The following is a 25865-nucleotide window of genomic DNA, read 5'->3' on the forward strand; positions in this document are numbered from 1 at the left end:
CCAGGCATCAGGGTTTGTGCGGACACCTAAACTCCCCGCATGGCCAAGGAAAAAACACTCTTCGTCTGCAGCGAATGCGGCGGCACCAGCCCCAAGTGGCTCGGCAAATGCCCCAGCTGCGGCGCCTGGAACACACTCGTCGAGCAGGTGGCGGGCAACGGCGGCGGCCCGGCCAACAACCGCTTTGGCAGCACGCAGTACGCGTCGCTCGCGGGCGCTTCGGAACTGGCCACGCTGTCGGAAATAGAGGCAACCGACATCGAGCGCACGCCCACCGGCCTCGAGGAACTCGACCGCGTGCTGGGCGGCGGCATCGTGTCGGGCGGCGTCACGCTCATCGGCGGCGACCCGGGCATCGGCAAGTCGACCCTGTTGCTGCAGGCCGTCGATGCGCTGCAGCGCGCGGGGCAGAACGCGCTCTACGTCACGGGCGAGGAAAGCGGCGCGCAGGTGGCGCTGCGCTCGCGCCGGCTCGGCCTGGACCACTCGCAGGTGCAGGTGCTGGCCGAGATCCAGCTCGAGAAGATCATCGCCACGCTCGACGCCACGCGGCCGGCCATCGCGGTGATCGATTCGATCCAGACCGTGTACTCCGACCAGCTCACTTCGGCGCCCGGCTCGGTGGCGCAGGTGCGCGAATGCGCGGCCCATCTCACGCGCTTTGCCAAGACCAGCGGCACGGCCGTGGTGCTGGTGGGCCACGTCACGAAGGAGGGTGCGCTCGCGGGTCCGCGCGTGCTCGAGCACATGGTCGACACCGTGCTGTACTTCGAGGGCGACACGCATTCGAGCTTCCGCCTCGTGCGCGCGATCAAGAACCGCTTTGGCGCCGTCAACGAGATCGGCGTGTTCGCCATGACCGAGCGCGGCCTCAAGGGCGTGGCCAATCCGAGCGCGATCTTCCTGAGCCAGCATGCCGAACCGGTGCCCGGCAGCGTGGTGCTGGTCACGCTGGAGGGCACGCGGCCGATGCTGGTGGAAATCCAGGCGCTGGTCGACAACGGCGGGCCGAGTCCGCGGCGCCTGTCGGTGGGGCTGGACCGCGACCGGCTCGCGATGCTGCTGGCCGTGCTGCACCGCCACGCGGGCGTGGCCTGCATGGACCAGGACGTGTTCGTCAATGCGGTGGGTGGCGTGCGCATCAGCGAACCGGCGGCCGACCTGGCCGTGATGCTGGCCATCACGTCGAGCCTGCGCGGCAAGCCGCTGCCCAAGGGCTTCATCGCATTCGGCGAAGTGGGCCTTGCGGGTGAGGTGCGTCCCGCGCCGCGCGGGCAGGAGCGGCTGCGCGAAGCGGCCAAGCTGGGCTTCAGCGTGGCGGTGGTGCCCAAGGCCAATGCGCCGCGCAAGGGCACGAAGGAGATCGAGGGCCTGACGATCCACGCCGTCGACCGCATCGAAGAGGCGATGGACGTGGTCCGCCGCCTCGAGTGATTCGCTGGAGGAAAAAATGCCCGGCGCACCACAGGCGCGCCGGGCCACCCTCCCTACCCCCCGATGTGCATCGTGAACGCCGGTCCGCCGTTGAGCACGCATTGGCCGCTGCCCAGCGTGGCCGAGTTCATCGTGTACTGGCAACTCAGGTTGCCGCCGCGATTGCCGCTGGCGTTGGCCACGCCGGCACCTCGCGAGCCCGCAACCCGGGTCGCCTCTCCCTGGAACTGCTCGTTGCCGATCAGCGCACTGAAGTGTCCGCGTCCGTTCATGTCGTTGGTCACCGTGCCTGCGACCGTTCCGTAGCGCGCCGCCTCGGCATTCGACGGGTACAGCCGCGCACTGACGCTCTGCGTCACCGGCCCTGGTGCGATGGGATAGGACTGCGAGGGCGGCGCCGCGGGAGCGGGCTGTCCGAGCGGCACCACGTAGCAGCCGCTGAGCGCGGTGGCCGCGAGCGTGGCGGCAAGGGTGAGACGAATGAAGTTGGCAGGGCGCGGAATGGTCATACGCTTTTCAGTGGCCCGGGCAGATGCCCGTGCGGCGAAATGTGCCGGCTCGCGCCGGTGCGCCGCGTGCTTTTCGCGGCGAGTACCACCGCGCGCGCCCGGCGGTAGCCATGGCCGCTACTGTGGGCGGCGACAATGCGGCCCATGAATTTCCAGAAATTGCTGGTGCCCGTGGGCGGCATCGTTCTTCTCGGGCTCGCGTGGCGCAGCTACGGCTGGGCTGGCGTGGCGCTGACCGGCGGCGCGATCGTGATGTTCTTGCTGCTGCACTTCAACCGCGCCATGCAGGTCCTCAAGCGCGCCGCCGACCGGCCTGTGGGCTTTGTCGCGAGCGCGGTGATGCTGAACGCCAAGCTCAAGAAGGGCGCGACCTTGATGCACGTCATTGCCATGACACGCGCGCTCGGCGAACTGCGTTCACCCAAGGACGAGGAGCCCGAGCTCTACCGCTGGACCGACACCGGCGGCTCGCATGTCGATGCCGAGTTCAAGGGCGGCAAGCTGCAAAGCTGGGTACTGACGCGGCCCGAGGCGCCGCCCGAAGAAGAAACGCCCCCGGGCTGATCAGCCGCGGCGGGCGGGCGCGTTCATTCAGAACGGCGCGTCTTCTTCTTCCTCGACGGCATCGGCGGGCGTCGACGTGGTGGGGGCCGCGGCAGGCGCTGCCGCCGGCTGGGCCGCGTCATCCCTGGGCGCGCCCGCGAACGCCGCTTCGCCGCCCAGTGCATCGAGCAGGGCCGGCACCAGCTGGCCGAGCTCTCCGGTGGCAATGGCCACGTCGGCATCGAAGTTGTCTTCCTTCTTGCCGCCCGAGGCGCCGTCGCCCGTGCCTTCGAGGAACACGATCTTGCGGATCAGCATGCCGTGCGTCAGCTCGAAGGACACGCGGTCGTCCCAGGTGAGCGCGAGGCGCGTGGGGCGCTTGCCGTCGGTGATGTGCTTTTGCACTTCCTCGATGTCCAGCGGGTGCTTGGCGTAGCGCACCACGGCCTTCGAATCGTCCGAGGCCTTCAGCTCGCACTCGCGGTCGATGGTGAAGCCGGCCGGCGGCTCCTGCGTGAGCAGCCAGTTGGCCATGGCGGCGGCGGGCTCCACCTGCGTGTTGATGAGGGCCACGGCAAAGCCGTCGAGCGACTTCACCAGGCTGGTGACCACTTCGTCGGCGCGCGCGCCATTGGCGCTGTTGATCACGAGGCGGCGCTCGGCCTGGTCGATCCACACGGCAATGCGGGCGCTGCGGGTGAAGGCCATCGGCAGCAGCTCGAGCGTGATGTCTTCCTTGAGCTCCTTCTTTTCCTTCTTGCCGGGCTTGCGGCCGGTGGTGGCCTCGATCTGCGCACAGCGCTCGTCGAGCTTGCGGCGCACCACGGAGCCGGGCACCGCCTTGCTTTTCGATCATGTACTCGACCAGCCACTGGCCGCCGATGGATTCGGCCAGCGGGCCGCTGGCTTCGCCGCGGGGCTCGACCCAGCCGGCGGACTTTTCCTGCGAGGGGCCGCAGGGTTCGAAGCGCTGCTTGCCGAGCCCTTCCTCGACCTCGGTCAATGTTTGGGACCAGGCAGGCTCGATGCGATAGACGATGACGTTCTTGAATACGGACACGGAAACCCTTTTTCCACTGGTTTGGACAACCGGCCATTGTCGGGCACCCGGTTCCGGGCTCGGCCGTAAAATCGCAAGCTTTTGCGACTTCCCTCTCCGGTCGCACCCCCACACCGCTTCCCAAACTAAGGAATCAGGAAATGAGCTCGATCCCCCCCTCGCTGGACGACCGTGACGGCAAGATCTGGATGGACGGCGAACTCGTGGACTGGCGCGACGCCAAGATCCACGTGCTGAGCCACACGCTGCACTACGGCTGCGGCGCCTTCGAGGGCGTGCGCGCCTACAAGACGGCCGACGGCGGCACCTCCATCTTCCGCCTGGCGGAGCACACCGAGCGGCTGTTCAACAGCGCCAAGATCCTGCGCATGAAGATCCCGTTCACGCCCGAACAGCTGAACGAAGCCCAGAAGCAGGTCGTGCGCGAGAACAAGCTCGAGAGCTGCTACCTGCGCCCGCTGATCTGGATCGGCTCCGAAAAGCTCGGCGTGAGCCCCAAGGGCAACCGGATCCACGCCATGGTCGCGGCCTGGTCCTGGGGTGCCTACCTGGGCGAAGAGGGCATGCGCCGCGGCATCCGCGTGAAGACCTCCAGCTACACCCGCCATCACGTGAACATCACGATGACGCAGGCCAAGTCGGTGAGCAACTACACCAACTCCATCCTCGCCAACATGGAAGCGCTGGACGACGGCTACGACGAGGCGCTGCTGCTCGACGCGAGCGGCTTCGTCTCCGAGGGCGCAGGCGAGAACATCTTCGTGGTCAAGGGCGGCGTGGTCTACACGCCCGACCTGTCCGCGGGCGCGCTCAACGGCATCACGCGCAACACCATCCTGCACGTGTGCAAGGACCTCGGCATCGAACTCGTGCAGAAGCGCATCACGCGCGACGAGGTCTACATTGCCGACGAGGCCTTCTTCACCGGCACCGCCGCCGAAGTGACGCCCATCCGCGAGCTCGACCGCATCGAGATCGGCAACCGCGGCGACGGCGGCTCGCGCGGCCCGATCACCGAGAAGATCCAGGCGGCCTTCTTCGACATCGTGAACGGCAAGAATCCCAAGTACGCCCACTGGCTCACGAAAGTCTGAGAAACCCATGTCCACCAACGCAGTCGTCGAACTCCTGGCCAAGGAGCTCAACCACCAGGGCGGCGTGTTCTGCCCGAGCCCCAAGGCCGACATGAAGCTCTGGAACACCCATCCCAAGGTCTACCTGGACGTGGCGCGCACCGGCGAAGCCAAGTGCCCGTACTGCGGCACGGTCTACCGCCTGAAGGCGGGCGAGACGGTGTCGTCGCGGCACTGAGCAGGGCCGCTGTCGGGTAGCTTCCGCCAGCTGCCCGCTCTCTAGCTGGAAGCGGGGGCCTCTGGCACCGCTGCGATGCGGCTTCCCGGCCACAGGTCATTCCAGGGCTGGGCGCTGCGGGGCTCCTGCGCGAGCCGCAGGTACACCATCGCGATCCACAGCAGCGCCAGCCCGATCTGCGCGTCGCGCACCGCCGAGTTCACGCTCGACGCGATCAGCGCGATCAGCGTGGCGGCGAGCGCATAGCGGCCCGCGATGTCGGGCCGCTTCCACGCCTGCCAGACCGCGCCGGCCATGATGGCCAAGAGGCTCAGCAGGGCCGGCAGCCCGCCCTGCGCGCCGACCCAGAGAAAGTCGTTGTGCGGCATGTTCGATTCGGCGAACAGCGCCGGGCCGCGCTTGTGCCACTGGTCGGTCCACCCGCCGATGCCCCAGCCGGTGAGCGGCCGGTCGGCAATCATGAGGCCCGTGTCGCGGTACATGTAGTAGCGAATGACCCAGCTGCCCTTGAAGATCTCGCCGGCCTGCGCCTTCTCGATCTCCTCCACCCCGGTCTCGACCTTGTGCTGCAGCTGCGGCAGCTGGTATAGCGCCGCCGCCAGCACCACGGCACCCAGCACCAGGGCGCTCACCAGCATCTTCAGGTGGCTGCGCCATTGGTGAATGCACACCACCGGGATCACCAGCATCAGCGCCAGCACCGAGGTGCGGGACGTCAGCGGCAGCGCCACCACCAGGCCCAGGCCGAGCACCAGCACGAAGGCGGGAAGGGCGCGCAGCGGCCGGTGCGCGGCGATCTGCGCGATGCCCCACACGGCGGCCGTGGACGCCACCACGCTGAAAAGCAGTGCGTTGCTGATCGACTTGTTGCCCACTTCCATGACCACTGCGCGCAGCGGCGCCCAGATCGGAAAGCCGAAGGCGTGATAGGCCAGGATCAGCAGCACGTTCAGCGCCGCAATCAGCAGGAAGCCGCGCAGCGCCCAGATCGCTTCCTCGCGCGTGAGTGCCATCGCCATCAGGATCGTGAGCCCGATGCGCAGGCCGTGGAACAGGTTGGAGCCGGTCTCGGGGTAATGCGGCCCGATGGCCAGCACGATGAAGGTCCAGCCCAGGTACGCCACCATCGGCCACCACAGCGGGTTGGCGCGCAGCCGCGCGAAGCGCTCGCGGTATCGGCCGGCCAGCCCCAGCGTGGCGAGCAGCAGCAGGGCTGAAAGGTAGGTGACGCCGACGGGCATGAACACCACCAGCCCCCAGAACATGGCCGCGGGCCTGACGATGTGCGATCTCTGCATAGGGGCGGGATTTTAGGTGGGGCCCGCGGTGCCCACCTGACTTCGGGCCGGCCGGCCGGTCAGCTGGCGCGGCCTGCCACCGGCAGCCGGATGACGAAGCTCGCGCCGCCGCCCGGGCGCTCTTCGCAGCGCACGCTGCCGCCATGCCGCTCGGCGATCGACTTCACCAGCGCCAGCCCCAGGCCCACGCCGCCGTTGCGCTCGCTGGCGCCGGGCAACCGGTAGAAGGGTTCGAAGATGCGATCGCGCAGGGCCGCGGGCACGCCGGGTCCGCGGTCGTTCACGCGCACGGTGGCAAAGCCGTTGGCGCTGCCCAGCTCCACCGAGATCTCGCCGGCGCCGTAGCGGCGGGCGTTCTCGAGCAGGTTGCGGATCGCGCGGCGCAGCAGGCGCGAGACGCCCGGCACCGTGAGCTTGGCGTTGTCCGTGCCTTCTTCCAGGTCGAGATCGGCATTGACCTGCGAGCACTCCTCGGCCGCCAGCCCGGTGAGGTCGACCGCCTCGATGGTGCCCATGTCGGCCTCGCTCGCATCGAGCCGGCTCGCCAGCAGGATCTCGTCGATGAGCTGGTCGAGCTCGCCGATGTTGCGCGAGATCTCGTCGCGCGCCGCGGGGCTCGGGCGCTCGCCCATCAGCTCCAGGCCCATGCGGATGCGGGTGAGCGGCGAGCGCAGCTCGTGCGATGCGTTGGCCAGCAGGGATTTGTGCGAGCGCACCAGCTTTTCGATGCGTTCGGCCGAGGCATTGAAACGTTTGGAGAGATCAGCCACTTCGTCCTGCCCTTCTTCGATCACGCGCACCGAGAGGTCGCCTTCGCCCCAGCGTTGCACGCCGCGCTGCAGTGTTTCCAGCCGCTGGGTGAGCCGCCGCACGATGGGGTACACGCCCAGGCCCACGGCAATGCCCACCAGCGCGATCATCCAGCCCAGGCCGAAGGGCGTGCGCCAGGGCGCGAACCCGCCGGTGCCCGAGGGCCGGTCGCGCGGTGCCACGCGCAGCGTGATGGCCTTGCCGTCGCTCAGCGTCACGTCGAACTCCAGCCCCTGGCCCGGCACCCGCAGCGCCTGCCCGGTGCCGATGGTCCGGTCTTGCGCGTCGAGCACCACCACGTTGCGCGGCACCGGCGCCAGGCGCTCGCGCTCGGCCTGCGCCGCTTCGCGCACGATCCAGTTGGCCATCAGCGTGAGGATGACCACGCCGCCCACCACCGCGAGCCAGATGCGGAAGTAGAGGTGGCGGGAATAGAGATTCAGCATGCGATGCGGCCGCCGCCGGGCCGCCCCAAGGCGAGCCGCGCCTCCCCCTCGGGGGGTGGCGAATTACACGGAGCGAAGCGAGTGATAAGCCGGGGGGCGGACATCTCTTCAGTCCTGCTGCTTGGCGAACACGTAGCCCACGCCGCGCACGGTGAGGATGCGCTTGGGGTTCTTGGCATCGACCTCGATGGCGGCGCGGATGCGGCCCATGTGCACGTCGATCGAGCGGTCGAAGGCTTCGAGCTCTCGGCCGCGCACGGCTTCCATGATCTGGTCGCGCGTGAGCACGCGGCCCGCACGCTCGGCCATGGCCACCAGCAGGTCGAACTGGTAGGAGGTGAGGTCGGCCAGCGCGCCGCCCACCGACACGGTGCGCGCATTGCGGTCGATCTCGAGCGTGCCGAAGCGCATCACCGTGCTGGCTTCGGTGTCGGCGCTGTTCTCGCTGCGCCGGCGCAGCACCGCGCGGATGCGCGCAAGCAGCTCGCGCGGCTCGAAGGGCTTGGGCAGGTAGTCGTCGGCGCCGATCTCCAGCCCGATGATGCGGTCCATCGGATCGCCCTTGGCGGTGAGCATCAGCACCGACACCTTCGAGGCGGGCGCGGGCAGCGACCGGATGCGGCGGCAGATCTCCAGGCCGTCGGTGTCGGGCAGCATCAGGTCCAGGATCACCAGGTCGGGCGCGTGCTGCTGCAGCAGCTCCAGGCCGCTGGCGCCATCGCCGGCATGCGAGAACGCGAAGCCTGACTGCGTCAGGTATTCGCCCACCATGTGTGCCAGGCGGGCGTCGTCTTCGATCATCAGGAGTTGGGGGGTGCTCATGCGCTTCATGGTCCTCCAAGGGGGGCAACGGGGCTTGAACGCCCCGTAAAGTTGGGTAAACCCGGCGTCCGGATGTCAACCCGGCGGCGGTGCAAAAAGCAGGGGGCCGGCCGGCGCATCCACCGCGGGCGTGGCCATTTGCTGCTCGAGCAAGGCGGGCAGCGTGCAGCCATCCAGCACCGCATTGTCCGCCCGTGCCCGCGCGAGGATTTCAGCCGCCAGCTGGCGCAGTTGGAAGGTCGAGGCCCGCAGGCGCGCCTTGAACGCGGCATCGTCCATGCGCGGATCCTTCAGGCTGCGGTTGAGCTCGGCGAACCACGGCATGGCCGCCTGGTCGAGCATGACCGCGGCGTTGCGCCGGGGGCAGGCGGCGGACCAGGCGCGCAGCAGCTGCTGCACCGCAAGGTTCAGGCGCTGGCAGTGCTGCAGCTCTTCCTTCACGCTGCCCAGCAGCATCAGGTCGGTGAGCCGCTGCTGGAAGAAGATCTGCGAGAGCACGCCCCAGTAGTAGGCGTAGTCCCAGATCACCTTCACCGGCAGCACCTCGGGGTCGCCGAAGAGGGGGTACTGGTCCTGGTAGAGCGCCAGCGTGCTTTCGTAGAACGAGTGGTAGATCTGGTCGTACAGCTGCGCGCGCGCTTCGAGAGGGCGGCCCGCGCGGTCTTGCGCCACCAGGTCGGTGATGTAGGTGTTGCCGATCGCGATGAAGTCGCTGCCGGGCGAATAGAAGGGATCGAGAAAGAGCCCGGCCTCGCCGGTCAGCGCCCAGCGCCGGCCCGAGAACACCTGCTTGCAGCCGTGCGAGAAGTGCTTGAGGAACGCGAAGTCCTGCAGCAGGTGCCGCTTGCCGTCCAGCGCGTCGAAAAGCCGCGGCTGGTAGGTGGCGAACCACTGCATGGCCTTGTCGAAGGTGTCGATGGTGTCGAGCGGATGCAGCTTCGGGTCGGCCACGATGCCCACCGAGTGCGAGCCGGAGGCCAGCGGAATCAGCCACGCCCAGTAGCCCGCGCCCACCAGGTGGTTGGTCGAGAGCCAGCGCGCCTGGGGATCGCAGCGCTCGCGCCAGGCCGTGTCGCCGCTCCATTCGTCGATGGAAATGCGCTCCCCGATGCGAAACCACACGGCGTTCACGTCGTGCGCGTTGGCTTCCGCGAGCCCGAGCTTGCGCTTGAGCAGGCTTGCGCGCCCGCAGGCATCGATGAGCCAGCGCGTTTCGGCGATGTGGGTCTCGCCGCCGCGCGACCACTCCAGGCGGTGCGGCGCATCGTGCGTGGTGTCGGGCGCGAGGTCGACTCGGCGCACCAGCGCGGCATCGTCGAATCGCACGCCGCGGCGCACCGCTTCCTCGGCCAGGTAGTTCTCGAAGATGCCGCGATCGATCTGGTAGCTGGGCACCGACAGGTAGCGGCTGGCGCCGATCTCGGTGACCTGGTCGATGTCGCGCCGGCCTTCGCTGAAGAAGAAGCGGAAGCCGAACTTGCGCAACTGCGCGCCGTCCATGTGGAGCTTCAGGCCGAGCACCGTGTCGAAGTAGTGCGCGCCGATCTCCACCGACGATTCGCCGACCTTGTGGGCCGCGTGCGGCACTGGATGGCTGCGCCGTTCGAGCACCAGCACGTCGAGGTCGGCAAAGCGCTGTTTCAGTTGCAGCGCCAGCGTGAGGCCCGCGAGCCCGCCGCCCATGATCACTGCGTCGAATCGTTGCGCAGTGCCGTTCATGAGCCTAGTCCTGCAACGGCTGCAGCTGGAGCCGCAGCGAAAGGGTGGAAGACGAAAGCGGCAGGTCGAGCGCCGGCGGGTGGCCGTCCAGCCGCGCCAGCGCTTCGAACAGGCCGAGCGCATGGGCCATCGGGTTGATGTGCGCCAGCGATTTCGCGGCTTCCGAAGCCAGCGGTGCCGCCGCGGTGTTGCCGCCGTTTTCTTCCAGCGACCACGCGAGCGAGGCCACCGTGCGCGCCGTGCGTTCGGGCGCGATCACCAGCGCCACGGCCAGCAGGCCCTGGCTGTCGGTCACCGAGGTCAGCGCGCCCACGGTGGGGGTGTCGTAGCCCACCAGCAGCACCGGCGACTGGTCGGCCGCGCACTGCACCGCGGCTTCGAGCAGGCCGGCGGCAAAGCTGTTCTCGTAGGCCGAGACCGAGTTGCTGGCGGCCATGCAGCCGGTGCCGATGGTCCAGTAGCCCACAGCGGCGTTGTGTACCGAGTTGTGAAAGCGCGTGGGCGACAGCACCGTGGGATCGGTCGCCAGCGTGGTGCACATGTAGTCGTTGATCGACAGGTCGCCGTGCGCCGAGACGAAGACGCAGGGCACGTCGGCCGCATTGCGGCCCGCGCCGGCCATGGATGCGGCCGCCACCTCGAGCGCCAGCGCCACGGTGTCGGGTGCGCGGCGGCGCTCGGCCGGGGCCAGCACCTGGGGCGATGGCCGCCTGGCGGGCGGGTCGGCCAGCGCGCCTTCGCCGCGGAAGGCGGCGCGCGCCGCGTCCCAGCCCGGCAGCGTCGGTGTCCAGAAGGCCGGGCCTTCGATGTAGAGGGTGGGCGGCTTCGGCGCCTGGTTCGGCGCGCTCATGCGGTCGCCTTGCCGAACACCAGCGAGCAGTTGTTGCCGCCGAAACCGAAGGAGTTGGTCAGCGCATAACGGACCTCGCCATGCGCGGGCGCCAGCCTGATCTGCGGGCCGAAGCCGGTGTCGATTTCACTCGTGTTCACGGTCCCGGGCATCAGGCCGCGCTCGATCGCCAGCAGGCTGATCACCGACTCCACCACACCCGCCGCGCCCAGCGTGTGCCCCATGAAGCCCTTGGTCGAGCTGGCATGGGTGGTGGCCGGAAAGCGCCGCGCCACCAGCGCGCCTTCGACCTCGTCGTTCTTCTGGCTCGCGGTGCCGTGCATGTTGATGTAGTCGATGGCGTCGGGCGCGAGGCCCGCGCGCGCCAGCGCCTCGTCCAGTGCGCGTTCGGCGCCCAGCCCTTCGGGGTGCGGCGTCGACATGTGGTGCGCATCGCTGGCTTCGCCGTAGCCATAGAGCCGCAGCGGCGCGCCGGCATCGTCCTGCACGCGCTCGACCAGCGCAAAGCCTGCCGCTTCGCCCAGGCTGATGCCCTTGCGGCCGGCATCGAAGGGCCTGCACGGTTCGTTGGACACCAGTTCGAGCGAGTTGAAGCCGAACAGCACGCTGCCGCACAGTGTGTCGACCCCGCCCACGACGGCGGCGTCGGCCAGGCCGAGGCGGATCAGCCGCTCGGCCGAGGCGAACACCTTGGCGCTCGACGAGCAGGCCGTGGAGATCGTCTCGCTGGGCCCGGTGAGCCCGAGCGCCTGCTGCACGAACATGGCCAGCGAGTGCGGTGTGTGCACGGCCGCGCGGCGCTGGTTCTGCGGAAAGAGGCCGTCGGCATCGAGCTGCGTGTAGGCCAGCTCGGTTTCGCCGATGCTGGAGGTCGAGGTGCCCAGGATGAGCGCGATGCGCGAGGGGCCGTACTTCGCCCGTGCCGCGGCCACTGCTTCGGGGAAGCCGTCGGCATGCAGGCCGAGCCACGCCAGCCGGTTGTTGCGGCAGTCCCAGGACGCCAGCGCTTCGGGCAGGCGAATGTCCTCGAGCCCGTCGACCCGGCCGATCCAGGTGGGCAGCGGCGCATCGCCGAAATCGTTGGCGCGCAAGCCGCTGCGCGATTGCGCGAGCGCCTCGGCGAGCGGCTCCTTGCCCACGCCGACGGCCGAGGTGGCCGTGTAGGCGCTGATCTGAAGGGGAGAAATGCGTTGCGGCACGTGTCTTGTGGGGTTGCAGGCGGAAAGAGGACGCTTTTTGGGGAAAGCGAAGCGGAAGGTACCCTAAACCGAAAGCCTAACAGTTGGGCGGGCCGTGCAGCGTCAGCTGTTTTCCCATCAGGCCCGTGCTCTATTGACGCTCCGTGGGGCCTGTGGTCGTGGTGAGCCGGGCGGCGAGCGCCACCAGCACCAGCACCGGCAGGCCCAGGAGGGCGGTGGCGGTGAAGAACGGGGCATAGCCGTAGGCATCGACGAACACGCCCGAGTAGCCCGCAATGAACTTCGGCAGCAGCAGCATCAGCGAGCTGAACAGCGCGTATTGGGTGGCCGAGTAGCTGATGTTGGTCAGGCTGGACAGGTAGGCGATGAAGGCCGCCGAAGCGATGCCGCCCGCCAGGTTGTCGGCCGACACCACCGCGATCAGCGCCGTCAGGTCATGCCCGCGCGAGGCCAGCCAGGCAAAGAGCAGGTTGCTCGCGGCGCTGAGCACCGCGCCCAGCATCAGTACCCGCATCACGCCCAGCCGCATCGACAGCACGCCGCCCACGAAGGCGCCGGCCAGCGTCATGACCACGCCGTAGATCTTGCTGACCGTGGCCACCTCGTCCTTGGTGAAGCCCATGTCCACGTAGAAGGGGTTGGCCATGATGCCCATCACCACGTCGCTGATGCGGTAGATGGCGATCAGCGAGAGGATCAGCGCGGCCTGCCACCGGTAGCGGCGGATGAAATCGGCAAAGGGCTCGATCAGCACGCTTTGCAGCCATTCGGCGGCGTTCCTGGCCTTGGGCAGCACGCGCCGCACGGGTTCGGGCGAGAGCAGCACCGTCAGCACGCCGACCGCCATCGAGGCCGCCATCACCAGGTAGGCCGTTTTCCAGGCGCCGTTCTGGTAGGCCGCCGCGCCCGTGGCGCCGGCCGCGGGCGCCACCTCGGCCCAGGCCGCGACCCACAGCACGCCGGCGCCGGCCCAGATCATCGCGAGCCGGTAGCCGGTCTGGTAGGCGGCGGCCAGCGCGGCCTGCTTGCGCGTCTCGGCCGATTCGATGCGGAAGGCGTCCAGCGCAATGTCTTGCGTGGCCGAGCCGAAGGCCACCAGCAGCGCGCACCAGATCAGCGGCACCAGGCCCTGTCGCGGATCGTTCAGCGCCATGCCGACCAGCCCCGCGATCACCAGCGCCTGCGCCAGCAGCAGCCAGCCGCGCCGGCGACCCAGCAGCGTGGTGAGCGGGGGCAGCGGAAGCCGGTCGACCAGCGGTGCCCAGACCCACTTGAAGCCATAGGCCAGGCCGACCCAGCTCAGGTAGCCGATGGTGGTGCGGTCGATGCCCGCCTCGCGCAGGCGGAAGCTCAGCGTCCCCAGCACCAGCAGCAGCGGCAGGCCGGCGGAAAAGCCGAGCGCCAGCATGCGCAGGGTGGCGGGCTCGAGATAGACCTTCAGCGCGTCGCGCCAGGGCAGGGAGGAGGCGGTGGGGGTTTCGGCGGGCTGGGCAGACATGAACCCCGGATTGTCCATGAGGGCGTGCCGCGGGCCGCGCGGTCTTTTCTGGCGTTTGTTCCTATGATCCGCGCATGTGCACACGTTGCGAGCCTCTTGTCTCTTCCGCGGCTGCCGCTTCCGGCGCCTCGGCCTGGCAGCCGCGCCGGGCCTTCCTGCTGGCTGCGGCCGGCGCGGCGCTCGGCGGCCCGGCGCTGGCGCAGGTCAATGTGGGCAATGCATCGGTGGCGCGCAACCTGGTGCCGGCCGATCGGATCGAGGCCGCCGGCGTGCAGCAGTACGGGCAACTGCTCGAAAGGGCGCGTGCCAAGGGCGCGCTCGCGGGCGACGGCAATGCGCAGCTGCAGCGGCTGCGCACCATCGCGAACCGCCTGATTCCCTTCGCCACGCCGTGGAACACGCGGGCGCGCCAGTGGAAATGGGAGGTCAACCTGATCGGCAGCAAGCAGGTCAACGCCTTCTGCATGCCCGGCGGCAAGATCGCCTTCTTCACCGGCATCCTCGAACAGCTCAAGCTCAGCGACGACGAGGTCGCGATGGTGATGGGCCACGAAATGGCCCATGCACTGCGCGAGCATGCGCGCGCCCGGCTGGCCAAGAGCGCCGGCACCGGCGCCGCGCTCTCCATCGGCGCCCAGCTGCTGGGGCTCGGCCAGGTGGGCGACCTCGCGGCCCGCGCCGGCACGCAGCTGCTCACCCTCAAGTTCAGCCGCGGCGACGAAACCGAGGCCGACCTCGTCGGCCTGGAGCTCGCGGCCCGCGCCGGCTACGACCCCCAGGCTTCGGTGTCGCTCTGGAAGAAGATGGCCGCGGCATCGCGGACGCAGGGCGGCCTGAGCTTTTTGTCCACCCACCCGAGTGGACCGGACCGGATCCAGAAGCTGGAAGCCAATCTGCCGAAGGTGGAAAAGCTTTACCGGGACGCCAGGCGCGGCTGAGGCGCGCGCTCACTTTTAAGGGGCGGAGCTGATTGCCTGACTCCCTCTCCCGGAGGGAGAGGGGGCAAAACCAACTCCCAAGCTACCAAAGGACGGCCGATCCCCCTGGCACATTGCTTGCATCTCGACTTGTACACAAGTTTGGATGCCTGAAGATGGTGCATGAAGAAAACGGATCGGCTGAGGCGGCGTGGATCGCACGCTTCGATGCACCCCTGCCCGGCGCGCCCGGCGCAAGCAGCCCGCTCGCCGGGCTGCGCTTTGCCGTCAAGGACAACATCGACGTGGCCGGCATCCCCACCACGGCCGCCTGTCCGACCTTCGATCGCCAGCCCGCCGAGCACTCGGCGGTGGTGCAGAAACTGCTCGATGCCGGTGCATCGCTGCTCGGCAAGACCAACCTCGACCAGTTCGCCTGCGGCCTGAACGGCACCCGCTCGCCTTATGGCGAAGTGCCCAACGCCTTCGATCCGCGCTACGTCTCGGGCGGTTCCAGTTCGGGCTCGGCCTACGTGGTGGCCACCGGCGAAGTCGACTTCGCGCTGGGCACCGACACCGCGGGCTCCGGCCGCGTGCCCGCCGGGCTCAACAACATCGTCGGCATCAAGCCCTCGCGCGGCCTCCTGAGCGCCTTCGGCGTCGTGCCCGCGGCCCAGAGCGCGGACTGCGTGTCGATCTTCGCGCGCACCGTGGCGCTGGCGGTCGACGTGCTTCGGGCGGCCGCCGGGCCGGACGCGCGCGACCCCTATTCGCGCGCGCTTGCGCTGTGCAGCGAGCCGTTTCCATCGGCTTTCCGGTTCGGAGTGCCCGACACGCTGCGCTTCTTCGGCGACGGCATGGCCGAAGAAGCCTTTCGCGATGCACAGGCGCGGCTCGTCGCGCTGGGCGGGACCGCCGTGGCCGTTCCCTATGCCCCGCTGGCCGAAGCCGCCGCGCTGCTCTATGAGAGTGCGCTGGTGGCCGAACGCTATGCCGCGGTGCGCGAGTTCTTCGATGCGCACGGCTCCCAGGTGATCGAGCCGGTGCGCGGCATCCTCGAGAGCGGCCGCGGCTACGGCGCCGCCGACGTGTTCGAGGCCCAGACCCGGTTGCGCGCGCTCGCGCAGCAAGCCGAGCCGATGTGGCGCGGCATCGATGTGCTGCTGGTGCCGACGGCGCCCACGCACTACACGCGCGAACAGATGCGCGCCGACCCCGTCGTGCTCAACCGCAACCTCGGCGCGTACACCAACTTCGTCAACCTGCTCGACTACGCCGCCATCTCGGTGCCCAGCGCGATCCGCGCCGATGGCCTGCCCTTCGGCATCACGCTGATCGGCCGCTGCGGCAGCGATCTCGCGTTGGCCGAACTGGGCCAGCGCTACCACCACGCCAGCGGACTGCCGCAGGGCGCCACGGGGGCTGCCGCTGCCCGAGCCACGGCCGTTGCCGGGGCTGGAAGCGCCGGTGGTGCAGACGATGCCCCTCGCCGTGGTCGGCGCGCATCTCTCGGGCATGCCGCTCAACGGGCAGCTCACCGAGCGCGGCGCCACGCTGCTGTGCGCCACCACCACCTCGCCGCGCTACAGCCTGCATGCGCTGCCGGACACCGTGCCGCCCAAGCCCGGGCTGCAGCGCTGCGCCAGTGGCGGGACGGCCATCGCGCTCGAGGTGTGGAGCGTTCCGCTCGCGCAGGTCGGCAGCTTCCTGGCGCTGATTCCGTCGCCGCTCGGCCTGGGCAGCGTCGAGCTGGCCGACGGCCGCTGGGTGCACGGCTTCATCTGCGAAGGCCATGCACTGGCCGGCGCCGAAGACGTCAGCCGCCACGGCGGCTGGCGCGCCTACATCGCGAGCCGCACGGCGGCCGCCGCCGCTTCTTCCCAAGCCAATCCAACCTGACCGAACGAGGAGTCTTCATGCGCATTCCTGAGAAATCGCCCGCCGCCGCGTCGCGCCGCCAGCTGCTGCAGGCCGGCGCCGCGGGGCTGGCCGTGCTGGCCGCGCCGGCCATCGTGCGCGCCCAGGCCGCACCGAAGATCCGCATCGGCTTCTGGCCCGTGGCCGCCGGCCTGCCGTTCTTCGCCGCCGTGGACCGCGGCTACTTCAAGGAGGCGGGGCTGGACGTGGAGCCGCTCAAGTTCGCGGGCGCGCAGCAGGTCATGGAAGGCATGCTCGCGGGGCGCTGCGACGGCAGCGCCAACGGTACGGGCTCGGCCAACCTCGCCATCGGCGAGATCGCGCAGCCCGGGCTCTTCAAGATCTTCTGCACCAACCCGAGCAACGCCAAGTACGTGCTCGACGAATTCATCGTCGCCAAGGACAGCCCGGTCAAGACCATGGCCGAGCTGGCCGGCAAGAAGATCGCCTCGGGCCCCGGCATCCAGAACGTCACGCTCTGCAAGACCATGCTGGAGCGCGCGGGCGCCAAGGGCGCCACGGTCAGCGAGCTTCCCATCGGCCAGCACGTGGCCGCGCTCGTCGCGGGCCAGGTCGACGCCTGCTACACGCTCGAACCCACCGGCACCGTCGGCCGCATGAACGGCACCACGCGCGTCATCGAGGCCGGCGTGGTGGCCAGATACATCCTGGGCGACCCGATGGCGCCCTGGCATGGCGGCGCCGCCAGCCTCACCAGCGAGTTCATCAAGAAGAACCCCGAAGTGGCGAAGAAGTACATCGCCGCCTATGCGCGCGGCGTGGAGCTGGTGCGCACCAAGCCCGACGACGCGCGCCAGCACATGAAGGGCTACACCGCCATCGAAGGCAGCCTCACGGCCGAGGTGCCGCTCGCCTCGTACATGCTCTACAACGAGTTCAAGCCGAGCGACGTGGCGTACTTCCAGAAGTTCTACGACCTGTTCACCGAGAAAGGCATCTTCGAGAAGAAGGTGCTGGTGGACGGCCTGCTCTACAAGGCCTGAGCATGGCCGACGCAAGCACGACCACGGCCGCGCCGTGGACACCGCCGGCCGCCGGCGCGACGGCGGCAGTGCCCAGGCCGCCGCTGCGCGACCGGCTGCTGCCCCTCATCGGGCCCGTGGTGCTGTTCATCGTCTGGGACCTGGCGGTGCGGCTCGGCTTCATCAAGCCGATCCTGCTGCCCACCCCGGCCGACACCGTCGCGGCGCTGATCACGGGGCTCGCGGGCGGGCCGCTGCTCACCGACTTCGCGATGACCGTGTGGCGCACGCTGCAGGCCTTCGCGATCGCGGCGGTGGTCGGCGTGCCACTCGGCGTGCTGCTCGGCAGCAACGAGAAGGCGTACCGCAGCGTCGAGTTCCTGATCGACTTCTTCCGCTCCACGCCGTCGTCCGCGCTGATCCCGCTGTTCCTGTTGATCTTCGGCGTGTCCGACGTCAACAAGGTGGCCATCGCGGCCTTCGGAGCGCTGCTGATCGTGGTGTTCAACAGCGCCTACGGCGTCATCAACGCGCGCAAGCAGCGCGTGATGGCGGCGCGCGTCATGGGCGCCTCGCGCTGGCAGATCTTCAAGGACGTGCTGGTGTGGGAGAGCCTGCAGCCCAGCTTCGTGGGCCTGCGTTCGGCGGTGTCGATGGCGTTGGTGATCGTCATCGTGGCCGAGATGTTCATCGGCTCCGACACCGGCCTCGGCCACCGCATCATCGACGCGCAGCAGGTGCTCAACGTGAAGAGCATGTATGCGGCGATTCTTGCAGCGGGCGCATTGGGTTACGCGCTCAACATCCTCTTCCTGGTGGCCGAGCGCCGCATCGTGCATTGGAGCGGCCGATGAAAGCGACGCCCGACATCGTCGTCAACGGGCCGGTGTACGCCGACGTGCCCAGGCCCGTGTTCAAGCCCGGCCCCGCCGGCACGCACATCACCATTCGCGGCCTGACCAAGTACTTTGCGGGCTGGCCGCTGTACGAGGACTTCGACCTGGACATCCCCAAGCACCGCATCGTCTCGGTGTTCGGGCCCAACGGCTGCGGCAAGTCCACGCTCATCAACATGATCGCGGGGCTCGTTCCCATCGATTCGGGCGAGATCCTGTTCGACGGCAAACAGCGCAAGGACACCAAGATCGGCTACGTGTTCCAGAACTACCGCGAGGCGATGTTCCCGTGGATGCGCACCATCGACAACATCGCCTACCCGCTGAAGCTCGAAGGCCGCAGCAAGGCCGAGGTCGACCGCCGCATGGAAGAGCTGGTGGCGTCGTTCGACGTCAAGTTCGATCTCAAGCGCTTTCCCTACGAGCTCTCGGGCGGCCAGCAGCAGACCGCATCGATCATGCGGGCGCTCGCGCCCAACCCCGAGGTGCTGTTTCTCGACGAGCCTTTCTCGGCGCTCGACTTCGAGATGACGCTCTTCATCCGCGAGAAGCTGCAGGAGGTGTTCATGCAGACCGGCACCACCATGCTGCTGGTGTCGCACGATCTCGAGGAGGCCGTGTACCTGGCCGACGAGGTGCTGCTCCTGACCAAGCGGCCGACCAAGGTGGCCGAGATCCTGCGCTACGGCGATGCGCGGCCGCGCACGCTGGAGACGCTGAGCAGCGACAGCTTCGTCGCGATGAAGAAGCTCAGCCTCGACATCTTCCAGCGCGAGGTTCGCCGATGACCCCCGAGATCAACATCCCCGAGGTGCTCGCCGAAGTGGAGGCCGTGTTCGCGCGCTACGAAGAGGCACTGGTCACCAACCGGCCCGAGGTACTGGACGAGCTGTTCTGGGACAGCCCGCACACGCTGCGCTACGGCTTCTCGGAGAACCACTACGGCCACGCCGGCATCCGCGCCTTTCGCGCTTCGCTCGCGGTGCAGAGTCCGCCGCGCGAGCTGCTGCGCACCGTCATCACCACTTACGGCCGCGACTTCGCAACGGCCAACGTCGAGTTCCGCCGCGAAGGCAGCCGCCAGACCGGCCGCCAGAGCCAGACCTGGCTGCGCACCGCCGAAGGCTGGCGCGTGGTCGCCGCGCACGTGAGCCTGATGGACTGAGCACGCAGGCACATTTTTTGCACCCCACCTTGTATCCAAGATCGGAGAACGTCATGACCAGCCCCCTCAATCGCCGCGAGTCCCTCAAATCCCTGGCCGCGCTCGGCGCCGCCGGCACCCTGGGGGGCTGGAGCGCCCTTGCCGGTGCACAGGCCAAGCCGCTGACCGTCGGCGTGATCTACGTCGGTGCACGCGACGACTACGGCTACAACCAGGCGCACGCCATGGCCGCGGCCGAAGTCAAGAAGCTGCCCGGCGTGAAAGTGGTCGAGGAAGAGAACGTGCCCGAGACCGCGGCCGTGCAGAAGACCATGGCCGGCATGATCTCGCAGGACGGCGCCAAGCTGCTGTTCCCCACGTCGTTCGGCTATTTCGATCCGCACATCCTCGCGGTGGCGCCCAAGTACCCCGACGTGCGCTTCTCGCATTGCGGCGGCCTCTGGACCGAAGGCAAGCACCCCAAGAACGCCGGCAGCTTCTTCGGCTACATCGACGAATGCCAGTTCCTGAACGGCGTGATCGCGGCCCACATGACCAAGAGCAACAAGATCGCCTTCGTCGCGGCCAAGCCGATCCCGCAGGTGCTGCGCAACATCAACGCGTTCACGCTCGGTGCGCGCTCGGTCAAGCCCGGCATCACCTGCAGCGTGATCTTCACCGGGGACTGGTCGATGGCCGTGAAGGAAGCGGAAGCCACCAACAGCCTGGCCGACCAGGGCTGCGACGTGTTCACCATGCACGTGGACGGCCCCAAGGTGGTGGTGGAGACGGCGGCCAAGCGCGGCAAGATGGTCTGCGGCTACCACGCGAGCCAGGCCAAGCTGGCGCCGAACGCGTATCTGACGGGGGCCGAGTGGAACTGGCTCACCGCCTACAAGACCGCCATCGAAGCCGCGCAAAGCGGCAAGCCGCATCCCAACTTCCTGCGCGGCGGCCTGAAGGAAGGCTACGTGAAGATGTCGGCCTACGGCCCCATGGTGACCGACGCCGCAAAGAAGCAGGCCGACGAGATCAAGGCCAGGATGATCGCGGGCACCTTCGACATCTTCAAGGACGGCATCAAGGACAACAAGGGCGCGGTCGTGGTGCCGGTCGGCAAGGTGCTCAAGCAGACCGACCTGGAGCTCGAAAAGATGAACTACCTCGTCGAAGGCGTCATCGGTTCGGCCTGATCCGCGCCGCCCCGACGCCATGCGCCACGCGCTCAAGGAATTCGCCCTGCCGGTGTTCGCCATTGCGGCGGCGCTGCTGTTGTTCGGCGTGCTGGTGGCCTTTGCCGGGGTCGATCCGGTGGAGGTCTGGGCGACGCTCTTCAAGGGCGCGTTCGGCGACTGGTTCTCGTGGCAGAACACCTTGCAGCGCGCCGCGCCGCTGATGCTCACGGCGCTGTGCGTGGCGCTGCCCGCGCGCGCGGGGCTGATCGTCATCGGCGGCGAAGGTGCGCTGGTGCTGGGGGGGCTGGCTGCGGCTGCGCTGGCGCATGCGGTGCCGCTGCCCGGCAACATGGCGGGCACCATCGCGGTCTGCCTGGCCGGCGCATCGGCCGGCGCGCTGTGGATCGTTCTTGCGGGCTGGCTGCGCCAGTACCGCGGCATCAACGAGACCATCAGCAGCCTGCTCCTCGCCTACATCGCGATCGGCATCTTCAAGCACCTGGTCGAGGGGCCGCTGCGCGACCCGGCCAGCCTCAACAAACCCTCGACCTATGCGCTCGACGCCGGCTTGCTGATCGGCGGCATCGGCGGTTCCGACGTGCACTGGGGATTCGTCATCGGCGTGGTGGCGTGCCTCGCGCTCGGCTGGTGGCTGCGCGCCACGGCCTCCGGATTCAGCGTGCGCGTGGTGGGCGGCAATCCGCGCACCGCGCAGCTCGTGGGCCTGCCGGCCACGCGGCTCATCCTCGGCGCCTGTGGGCTCGGCGGCGCCTGCGCGGGGCTCGCGGGCGCGGTCGAGGTGGCGGCGGTGCACACCAACGCCAATGCCTCGCTGATCGCGGGCTACGGCTATGCGGGCATCCTCGTGTCCTTCATTGCGCGGCACAACCCGGTGGCCATCGTGCCGGTCGCCATTCTCTTCGGCGGCTTCGGCGCGGCGGGCAGCCTGCTGCAGCGCCGTCTTGGGTTGCCCGATGCCTCGGTGCTGGTGCTGCAGGGCATCGCCTTCGTGCTCATTCTTGCGAGCGAGGGGCTGCGCATGATCGACTGGAAGGCGCTGCGCACCCGCGTGTTCCGCGCGGCGGGGAGCCCGGCATGACGGCCGACCAGTGGATCGCCCTGGTCGCCGGCATCGTCGGCGGGGCGCTGCGTGTCGGCGCGCCCTTCCTGTTCGTGAGCCTGGGCGAGTGCCTCACCGAGAAGTCGGGCCGCATCAACCTGGGGCTCGAAGGCGTGCTGGTGCTCTCGGCCATGGCGGCCTTCGGCGGCGCGTATCTCACCGATTCGGCCTGGCTCGGCGTGCTTGTCGGCGCGGTGGCGGGCGCGCTGCTCGCGCTGCTGCACGGCCTCCTGTGCTCGCTCGACCGCGTGAACGACGTGGCCACCGGCATCGCGCTGATGCTGCTCGGCACCGGCCTGGCCTTCTACCTCGGCAAGCCGCTCATCCAGCCGCAGGCGCCGCAGATTCCCGCGATCCCGCTCGGTTTCTGGAGCGACAACCCGGTGGTGCGATCGGCCCTGCAGCTCAACGCGCTGGTGCCATTGGGCGTGCTGCTGGCCGTGCTGCTCTGGTGGGGCTTTGCGCGCACGCGCGCCGGCCTGCTGGTGCGCATGGCGGGCGATTCGGCGCAGGCGACGCGGGCGCTGGGCTATTCGGTGGCGGGCCTGCGCATCGCGGCGACGACGGCGGGCGGCTTCATCGCGGGGCTGGGCGGTGCGTCGCTCACGCTGTTCTATCCGGGCAGCTGGAACGAAGGCATCTCGAGCGGCCAGGGCCTGATCGCGGTGGCGCTGGTGATCTTCGCCCGCTGGAGCCCGCTGCGCTGCGTGGGCGCGGCGCTGCTCTTCGGCGGCGCCGGCGCCATCGGGCCCGCGCTGCAGTCCATCGGCGTCGGCTGGGGCTACCACCTGTTCAACACCGTGCCCTACGTGCTCACGCTGGTGATCCTGGTGTTCACCTGCAAGCCGGGCACGGCAGCGGCCGGAAGCCCCGGCGAACTTTCATCGACAAGGAGCTGAACGCCATGAGCGGTCTCGGAGGCCTCAACAAATCGGCGCACGGCGTGGTCGTCGGCCTGGTGCAGCTGCAGCTGCCGAACGTGAAGACGCCGGCCGACCTGGCTGCGCAAACGGAGCGCATCTGCGCCATGGTGGCGAAGGCGCGCCGCAACCAGTCGACCATGGACCTGGTGGTGTTCCCCGAATACGCGCTGCACGGCCTCTCGATGGACATGAACCCCGGGATCATGTGCACGCTCGACGGGCCCGAAGTGGCCGCGTTCAAGGCAGCGTGCGTCGCCAACCGCATCTGGGGCTGCTTCTCGATCATGGAAGCCAACCCCGGCGGCAATCCCTACAACAGCGGCCTCATCATCGATGCCGAGGGCGAGATCAGGCTCTACTACCGCAAGCTGCATCCGTGGGTGCCGGTGGAGCCGTGGGAGCCCGGCAACCTGGGCGTGCCGGTGTGCGACGGACCCAACGGCAGCAAGCTGTCGCTCATCATCTGCCACGACGGCATGTTTCCCGAGATGGCGCGCGAGGCCGCGTACAAGGGGGCCGAGATCATCCTGCGCACCGCCGGCTACACGGCGCCCATCCGCCACGCCTGGAAGATCACCAACCAGGCCAACGCCTTCTGCAACCTGGCGTACACCGCGAGCGTGTGCCTGTGCGGCAGCGACGGCAGCTTCGACTCGATGGGCGAGGGCATGTTCTGCAACTTCGACGGCACCGTGCTCGCCGAGGGCGGTGGCCGCGCCGACGAGATCATCACCGCCGAGCTGCGGCCCGACCTCGTGCGCGAGGCGCGCACCGGCTGGGGCGTGGAGAACAACATCTACCAGCTCTACCACCGCGGCTACGTGGCGGTGAAGGGCGGGGCGCAGGACTGCCCCTACACCTACATGCACGACATGGCCGCCGGCACCTACAAGCTGCCGTGGAGCGCCGGCGTGAAGGTGACCGACGGCACCGGCTGCGGCTTCGCGCCGCCCGAGCGCACCTACGAAGGAAGCACCCCCAAATGAACACCGCACCGACCCGCCACATCGCCGCCGAGCCCTATGCCTGGCCCTACAACGGCGCGCTGCGGCCCGGCAACACCGCGCTCATCGTGATCGACATGCAGACCGACTTCTGCGGCAAGGGCGGCTACGTCGACGTGATGGGCTACGACCTGTCGCTGGTGCAGGCGCCGATCCAGCCCATTGCGCGCACGCTCGCGGCGCTGCGGCCGCTGGGCTATCACATCATCCACACGCGCGAAGGCCACCGGCCCGACCTGGCCGACCTGCCCGCCAACAAGCGCTGGCGTTCGCGGCAGATCGGCGCGGGGGGCATCGGCATCGGCGACGACGGGCCGTGCGGGCGCATCCTGGTGCGCGGCGAGCCCGGCTGGGAGATCATTCCCGAACTCGCGCCGTTGCCCGGCGAGGTGGTGATCGACAAGCCCGGCAAGGGATCGTTCTATGCGACGGATCTGGAGCTGATCCTGCGCACGCGCGGCATCGAGAACCTGGTCCTCGCGGGCATCACCACCGACGTGTGCGTGCACACCACGATGCGCGACGCCAACGACCGCGGCTTCGAATGCCTGCTGCTGTCCGACTGCACCGCCGCCACCGACCACGGCAACCACCTGGCGGCGCTGAAGATGATCACGATGCAGGGCGGCGTGTTCGGCGCGCACGCCACCTCGCAGCAGCTGCTGGCCGCGCTGGACTGATCGCGGCATGAGCAACACGCCCCACGCCATCGGTGCGCTGCCTGCGAGCAGCGGCGCACTCGCGCTCGACACCTATGAGCTGACCAAGCGCTTCGGTGCCTTCACCGCGATGGACCGCGTGACGATGCGCGTCGAGCCTGGCACCGTGCATGCGCTGCTCGGCGAAAACGGCGCGGGCAAGAGCACGCTGGTGAAATGCGTGGCCGGCTACCAGCGGGCGGAAGAAGGCAGCATCTTGATCGACGGGCGCGAGCAGGACATCGCCAACCCGATCGTGGCGCGTGCGCTGGGCATCGGCATGGTGTACCAGCACTTCACCCTCGCGCCGGGCATGACGGTGGCCGAGAACCTGCTGCTCGCGGGCGGCAAGACGCCGGCGCTGATCGACTGGAAAACCAAACGCGCCGAACTCAAGGAGTTTCTCGCGACCACGCCTTTCAGCCTCGACCTCGACGTGCGGCCGTCGGAGCTTGCGGCGGGCGAGAAGCAGAAGCTCGAACTGCTCAAGCAGCTCTACCTGAAGCCGCGCCTCCTGATCCTCGACGAACCGACCTCGGTGCTCACGCCACAGGAGGCCGACGAGGTGCTGGGCCACGTGCGCGAGTTCGCGCGGAGCGGCCTGTGCACCGTGCTCATCATCACGCACAAGTTCCGCGAAGTGATGGCCTATGCCGACGGCGTGACGGTGTTGCGCCGCGGCAAGGCGGTGCACCACTGCCGCGTGGCGGACACCCGCCCGGCGCTGCTGGCAGCGGCCATGATGGGCGGCGAAGAGGCCGCGCTGTCCGCGCCGGCCGCATCGCCTGCGGCCAGGAAGCCCGTGCCGCATTCGGCGCCGGTCGCGTTGAGCGTCGAAGGCCTGAAGGCGCAAGGCGACCGCGGCACGCTGGCGCTGCACGACCTCGCGCTCCACGTGCAGGCGGGCGAGATCCTCGGCGTGGCGGGAGTCTCGGGGAATGGCCAGCGCGAGCTGGTCGAGGCGCTCGTCGGCCAGCGGCCGCGGCTCGCCGGCAAGGTGAGCGTCATGGGCCAGCCCTACGCCGCACGGCGCAGCGAGAACCGCCGCCTCAAGGTGCGCAGCCTGCCCGAGGAGCCGCTGCGCAATGCCTGCGTGGGCGACCTGAGCGTGGCGGAGAACATGGCGCTGCGCGATTTCGACCGGCCGCCGTTGTCGCGCGGCGGCGTGCTCGCGTTTTCTTTCTGGCGCAGCCGGGCGCGCGAATGGATTGCCGAATACGGCGTCAAGACGCAGGGCGAGGGCGCCGCGATCCGCAGTCTCTCGGGCGGCAACGTGCAGCGCGCGGTGCTGGCGCGCGAGCTCGCCGGCGACATCAACGTGCTGATCGCCGCCAACCCCGTGTTCGGCCTGGACTTTGCGGCCGTGGCCGAGATCCACGCGCGCATCGTGCAGGTGCGCGAGAAGGGCGGGGCGGTGCTGCTGATCAGCGAAGACCTCGACGAACTGCTGGAGCTGGCCGACCGCATCGTCGTGATGAGCGAAGGCCGCATCGTGTTCGAGACCTCCGCCGCGGATGCCGAAAGGCACGTGATCGGCGCGCACATGGGTGGCGGGCATCATGCGCCGCTGAAGGCTGCGGCATGAGCGC

The 25865-nt window shown here is 69.0% G+C and carries 23 protein-coding genes and 2 pseudogenes; 16 read left to right on the forward strand and 9 right to left on the reverse strand.

Annotated elements, in window-relative coordinates; translation table 11 throughout:
• The first annotated feature begins 39 nt into the window (after positions 1-39).
• On the forward strand, positions 40-1434 hold the full coding sequence (gene radA / locus ABID97_RS03770; protein WP_354397222.1) for a DNA repair protein RadA: 1395 nt from the start codon (positions 40-42) through the stop codon (positions 1432-1434).
• A gap of 53 nt (positions 1435-1487) precedes the next feature.
• Here radA and ABID97_RS03775 read toward each other — a convergent pair whose 3' ends face one another.
• The gene (locus ABID97_RS03775) at positions 1488-1943 is read right to left on the reverse strand and encodes a hypothetical protein (protein ID WP_354397223.1); all 456 of its coding nucleotides are present in this window, start codon (positions 1941-1943) and stop codon (positions 1488-1490) included.
• Positions 1944-2078: 135 nt separating this feature from the next.
• On the opposite strand from ABID97_RS03775, the gene ABID97_RS03780 reads away from it, so the two are divergent.
• Entirely contained in the window at positions 2079-2507 is a 429-nt protein-coding gene (locus tag ABID97_RS03780) for a glycerate kinase (RefSeq protein ID WP_354397224.1), read from the forward strand.
• Between the two features lie 27 nt (positions 2508-2534).
• On the opposite strand, the pseudogene ABID97_RS03785 reads toward ABID97_RS03780, so the two are convergent.
• Positions 2535-3546 (reverse strand): annotated as a pseudogene (locus ABID97_RS03785) (recombination-associated protein RdgC).
• Between the two features lie 140 nt (positions 3547-3686).
• On the opposite strand from ABID97_RS03785, the gene ABID97_RS03790 reads away from it, so the two are divergent.
• Both ABID97_RS03790 and ABID97_RS03795 read left to right on the forward strand, forming a co-directional pair.
• Positions 3687-4640: a branched-chain amino acid transaminase gene (locus ABID97_RS03790; protein ID WP_354397225.1), complete on the forward strand. Its 954-nt coding sequence runs from the start codon at positions 3687-3689 to the stop codon at positions 4638-4640.
• A gap of 7 nt (positions 4641-4647) precedes the next feature.
• On the forward strand, positions 4648-4857 hold the full coding sequence (locus ABID97_RS03795; RefSeq protein ID WP_126747864.1) for a zinc-finger domain-containing protein: 210 nt from the start codon (positions 4648-4650) through the stop codon (positions 4855-4857).
• A gap of 41 nt (positions 4858-4898) precedes the next feature.
• Here ABID97_RS03795 and ABID97_RS03800 read toward each other — a convergent pair whose 3' ends face one another.
• The 7 genes from ABID97_RS03800 to ABID97_RS03830 all read right to left on the reverse strand — a co-directional run bounded on the left by ABID97_RS03800 (position 4899) and on the right by ABID97_RS03830 (position 13517).
• Positions 4899-6155: an O-antigen ligase family protein gene (locus tag ABID97_RS03800; RefSeq protein ID WP_354397226.1), complete on the reverse strand. Its 1257-nt coding sequence runs from the start codon at positions 6153-6155 to the stop codon at positions 4899-4901.
• A 59-nt stretch (positions 6156-6214) separates the two neighbouring features.
• Positions 6215-7411 carry an ATP-binding protein gene (locus tag ABID97_RS03805; RefSeq protein ID WP_354397227.1) on the reverse strand — a complete coding sequence of 399 codons (1197 nt, stop codon included), beginning with the start codon at positions 7409-7411 and terminating at the stop codon, positions 6215-6217.
• 108 nt (positions 7412-7519) lie between these two features.
• The gene (locus ABID97_RS03810; RefSeq protein WP_354397228.1) at positions 7520-8242 is read right to left on the reverse strand and encodes a response regulator; all 723 of its coding nucleotides are present in this window, start codon (positions 8240-8242) and stop codon (positions 7520-7522) included.
• A gap of 66 nt (positions 8243-8308) precedes the next feature.
• A complete protein-coding gene (locus ABID97_RS03815; RefSeq protein WP_354397229.1) occupies positions 8309-9952 on the reverse strand; it encodes an NAD(P)/FAD-dependent oxidoreductase in 1644 nt (547 codons plus the stop codon).
• Positions 9953-9956: 4 nt separating this feature from the next.
• Complete coding sequence (locus tag ABID97_RS03820; protein ID WP_354397230.1) at positions 9957-10802, reverse strand: beta-ketoacyl synthase chain length factor; 846 nt, start codon at positions 10800-10802, stop codon at positions 9957-9959.
• Positions 10799-12001, reverse strand: coding sequence for a beta-ketoacyl-[acyl-carrier-protein] synthase family protein (locus ABID97_RS03825; RefSeq protein WP_354397231.1), 1203 nt, complete (start codon positions 11999-12001; stop codon positions 10799-10801). Before ABID97_RS03825 ends, ABID97_RS03820 begins: the two co-directional genes overlap by 4 nt.
• 130 nt (positions 12002-12131) lie before the next feature.
• A complete protein-coding gene (locus ABID97_RS03830) occupies positions 12132-13517 on the reverse strand; it encodes an AmpG family muropeptide MFS transporter (RefSeq protein ID WP_503012745.1) in 1386 nt (461 codons plus the stop codon).
• Positions 13518-13573: 56 nt separating this feature from the next.
• Here ABID97_RS03830 and ABID97_RS03835 point away from each other — a divergent pair, with 56 nt between their 5' ends.
• The 12 genes and pseudogenes from ABID97_RS03835 (at position 13574) to ABID97_RS03890 (ending at position 25861) form a co-directional block, all read left to right on the forward strand.
• Positions 13574-14437 carry a M48 family metallopeptidase gene (locus ABID97_RS03835; protein WP_354397233.1) on the forward strand — a complete coding sequence of 288 codons (864 nt, stop codon included), beginning with the start codon at positions 13574-13576 and terminating at the stop codon, positions 14435-14437.
• A gap of 155 nt (positions 14438-14592) precedes the next feature.
• Positions 14593-16315: pseudogene (gene atzF, locus ABID97_RS03840) on the forward strand (allophanate hydrolase).
• A 17-nt stretch (positions 16316-16332) separates the two neighbouring features.
• A complete protein-coding gene (locus tag ABID97_RS03845; protein ID WP_354397234.1) occupies positions 16333-17337 on the forward strand; it encodes an ABC transporter substrate-binding protein in 1005 nt (334 codons plus the stop codon).
• 2 nt (positions 17338-17339) lie between these two features.
• The gene (locus ABID97_RS03850) at positions 17340-18170 is read left to right on the forward strand and encodes an ABC transporter permease (RefSeq protein WP_354397235.1); all 831 of its coding nucleotides are present in this window, start codon (positions 17340-17342) and stop codon (positions 18168-18170) included.
• A complete protein-coding gene (locus tag ABID97_RS03855) occupies positions 18167-19000 on the forward strand; it encodes an ABC transporter ATP-binding protein (RefSeq protein WP_354397236.1) in 834 nt (277 codons plus the stop codon). Before ABID97_RS03850 ends, ABID97_RS03855 begins: the two co-directional genes overlap by 4 nt.
• Positions 18997-19377 (forward strand): oxalurate catabolism protein HpxZ, encoded by a 381-nt coding sequence (gene hpxZ / locus ABID97_RS03860; protein WP_354397237.1) that lies wholly within the window; start codon positions 18997-18999, stop codon positions 19375-19377. The genes ABID97_RS03855 and hpxZ overlap by 4 nt, the downstream gene beginning before the upstream one ends.
• Positions 19378-19430: 53 nt before the next feature.
• Entirely contained in the window at positions 19431-20549 is a 1119-nt protein-coding gene (locus tag ABID97_RS03865) for a BMP family ABC transporter substrate-binding protein (RefSeq protein ID WP_354397238.1), read from the forward strand.
• Positions 20550-20568: 19 nt separating this feature from the next.
• Positions 20569-21630 (forward strand): ABC transporter permease, encoded by a 1062-nt coding sequence (locus tag ABID97_RS03870; RefSeq protein ID WP_354397239.1) that lies wholly within the window; start codon positions 20569-20571, stop codon positions 21628-21630.
• Positions 21627-22550, forward strand: a complete 924-nt coding sequence (locus ABID97_RS03875; protein WP_354397240.1) for an ABC transporter permease — start codon at positions 21627-21629, stop codon at positions 22548-22550. The genes ABID97_RS03870 and ABID97_RS03875 overlap by 4 nt, the downstream gene beginning before the upstream one ends.
• A gap of 5 nt (positions 22551-22555) precedes the next feature.
• Entirely contained in the window at positions 22556-23560 is a 1005-nt protein-coding gene (locus ABID97_RS03880) for a formamidase (protein ID WP_354397241.1), read from the forward strand.
• On the forward strand, positions 23557-24258 hold the full coding sequence (biuH, locus tag ABID97_RS03885; protein WP_354397242.1) for a biuret amidohydrolase: 702 nt from the start codon (positions 23557-23559) through the stop codon (positions 24256-24258). The genes ABID97_RS03880 and biuH overlap by 4 nt, the downstream gene beginning before the upstream one ends.
• Positions 24259-24265: 7 nt before the next feature.
• Positions 24266-25861, forward strand: a complete 1596-nt coding sequence (locus ABID97_RS03890; protein ID WP_354397243.1) for an ABC transporter ATP-binding protein — start codon at positions 24266-24268, stop codon at positions 25859-25861.
• The last annotated feature ends 4 nt before the right edge of the window (positions 25862-25865 follow it).

Origin of the sequence: Variovorax sp. OAS795, assembly GCF_040546685.1 — a bacterium.
In the GTDB taxonomy this organism is placed as follows: Bacteria; Pseudomonadota; Gammaproteobacteria; order Burkholderiales; family Burkholderiaceae_C; genus Variovorax.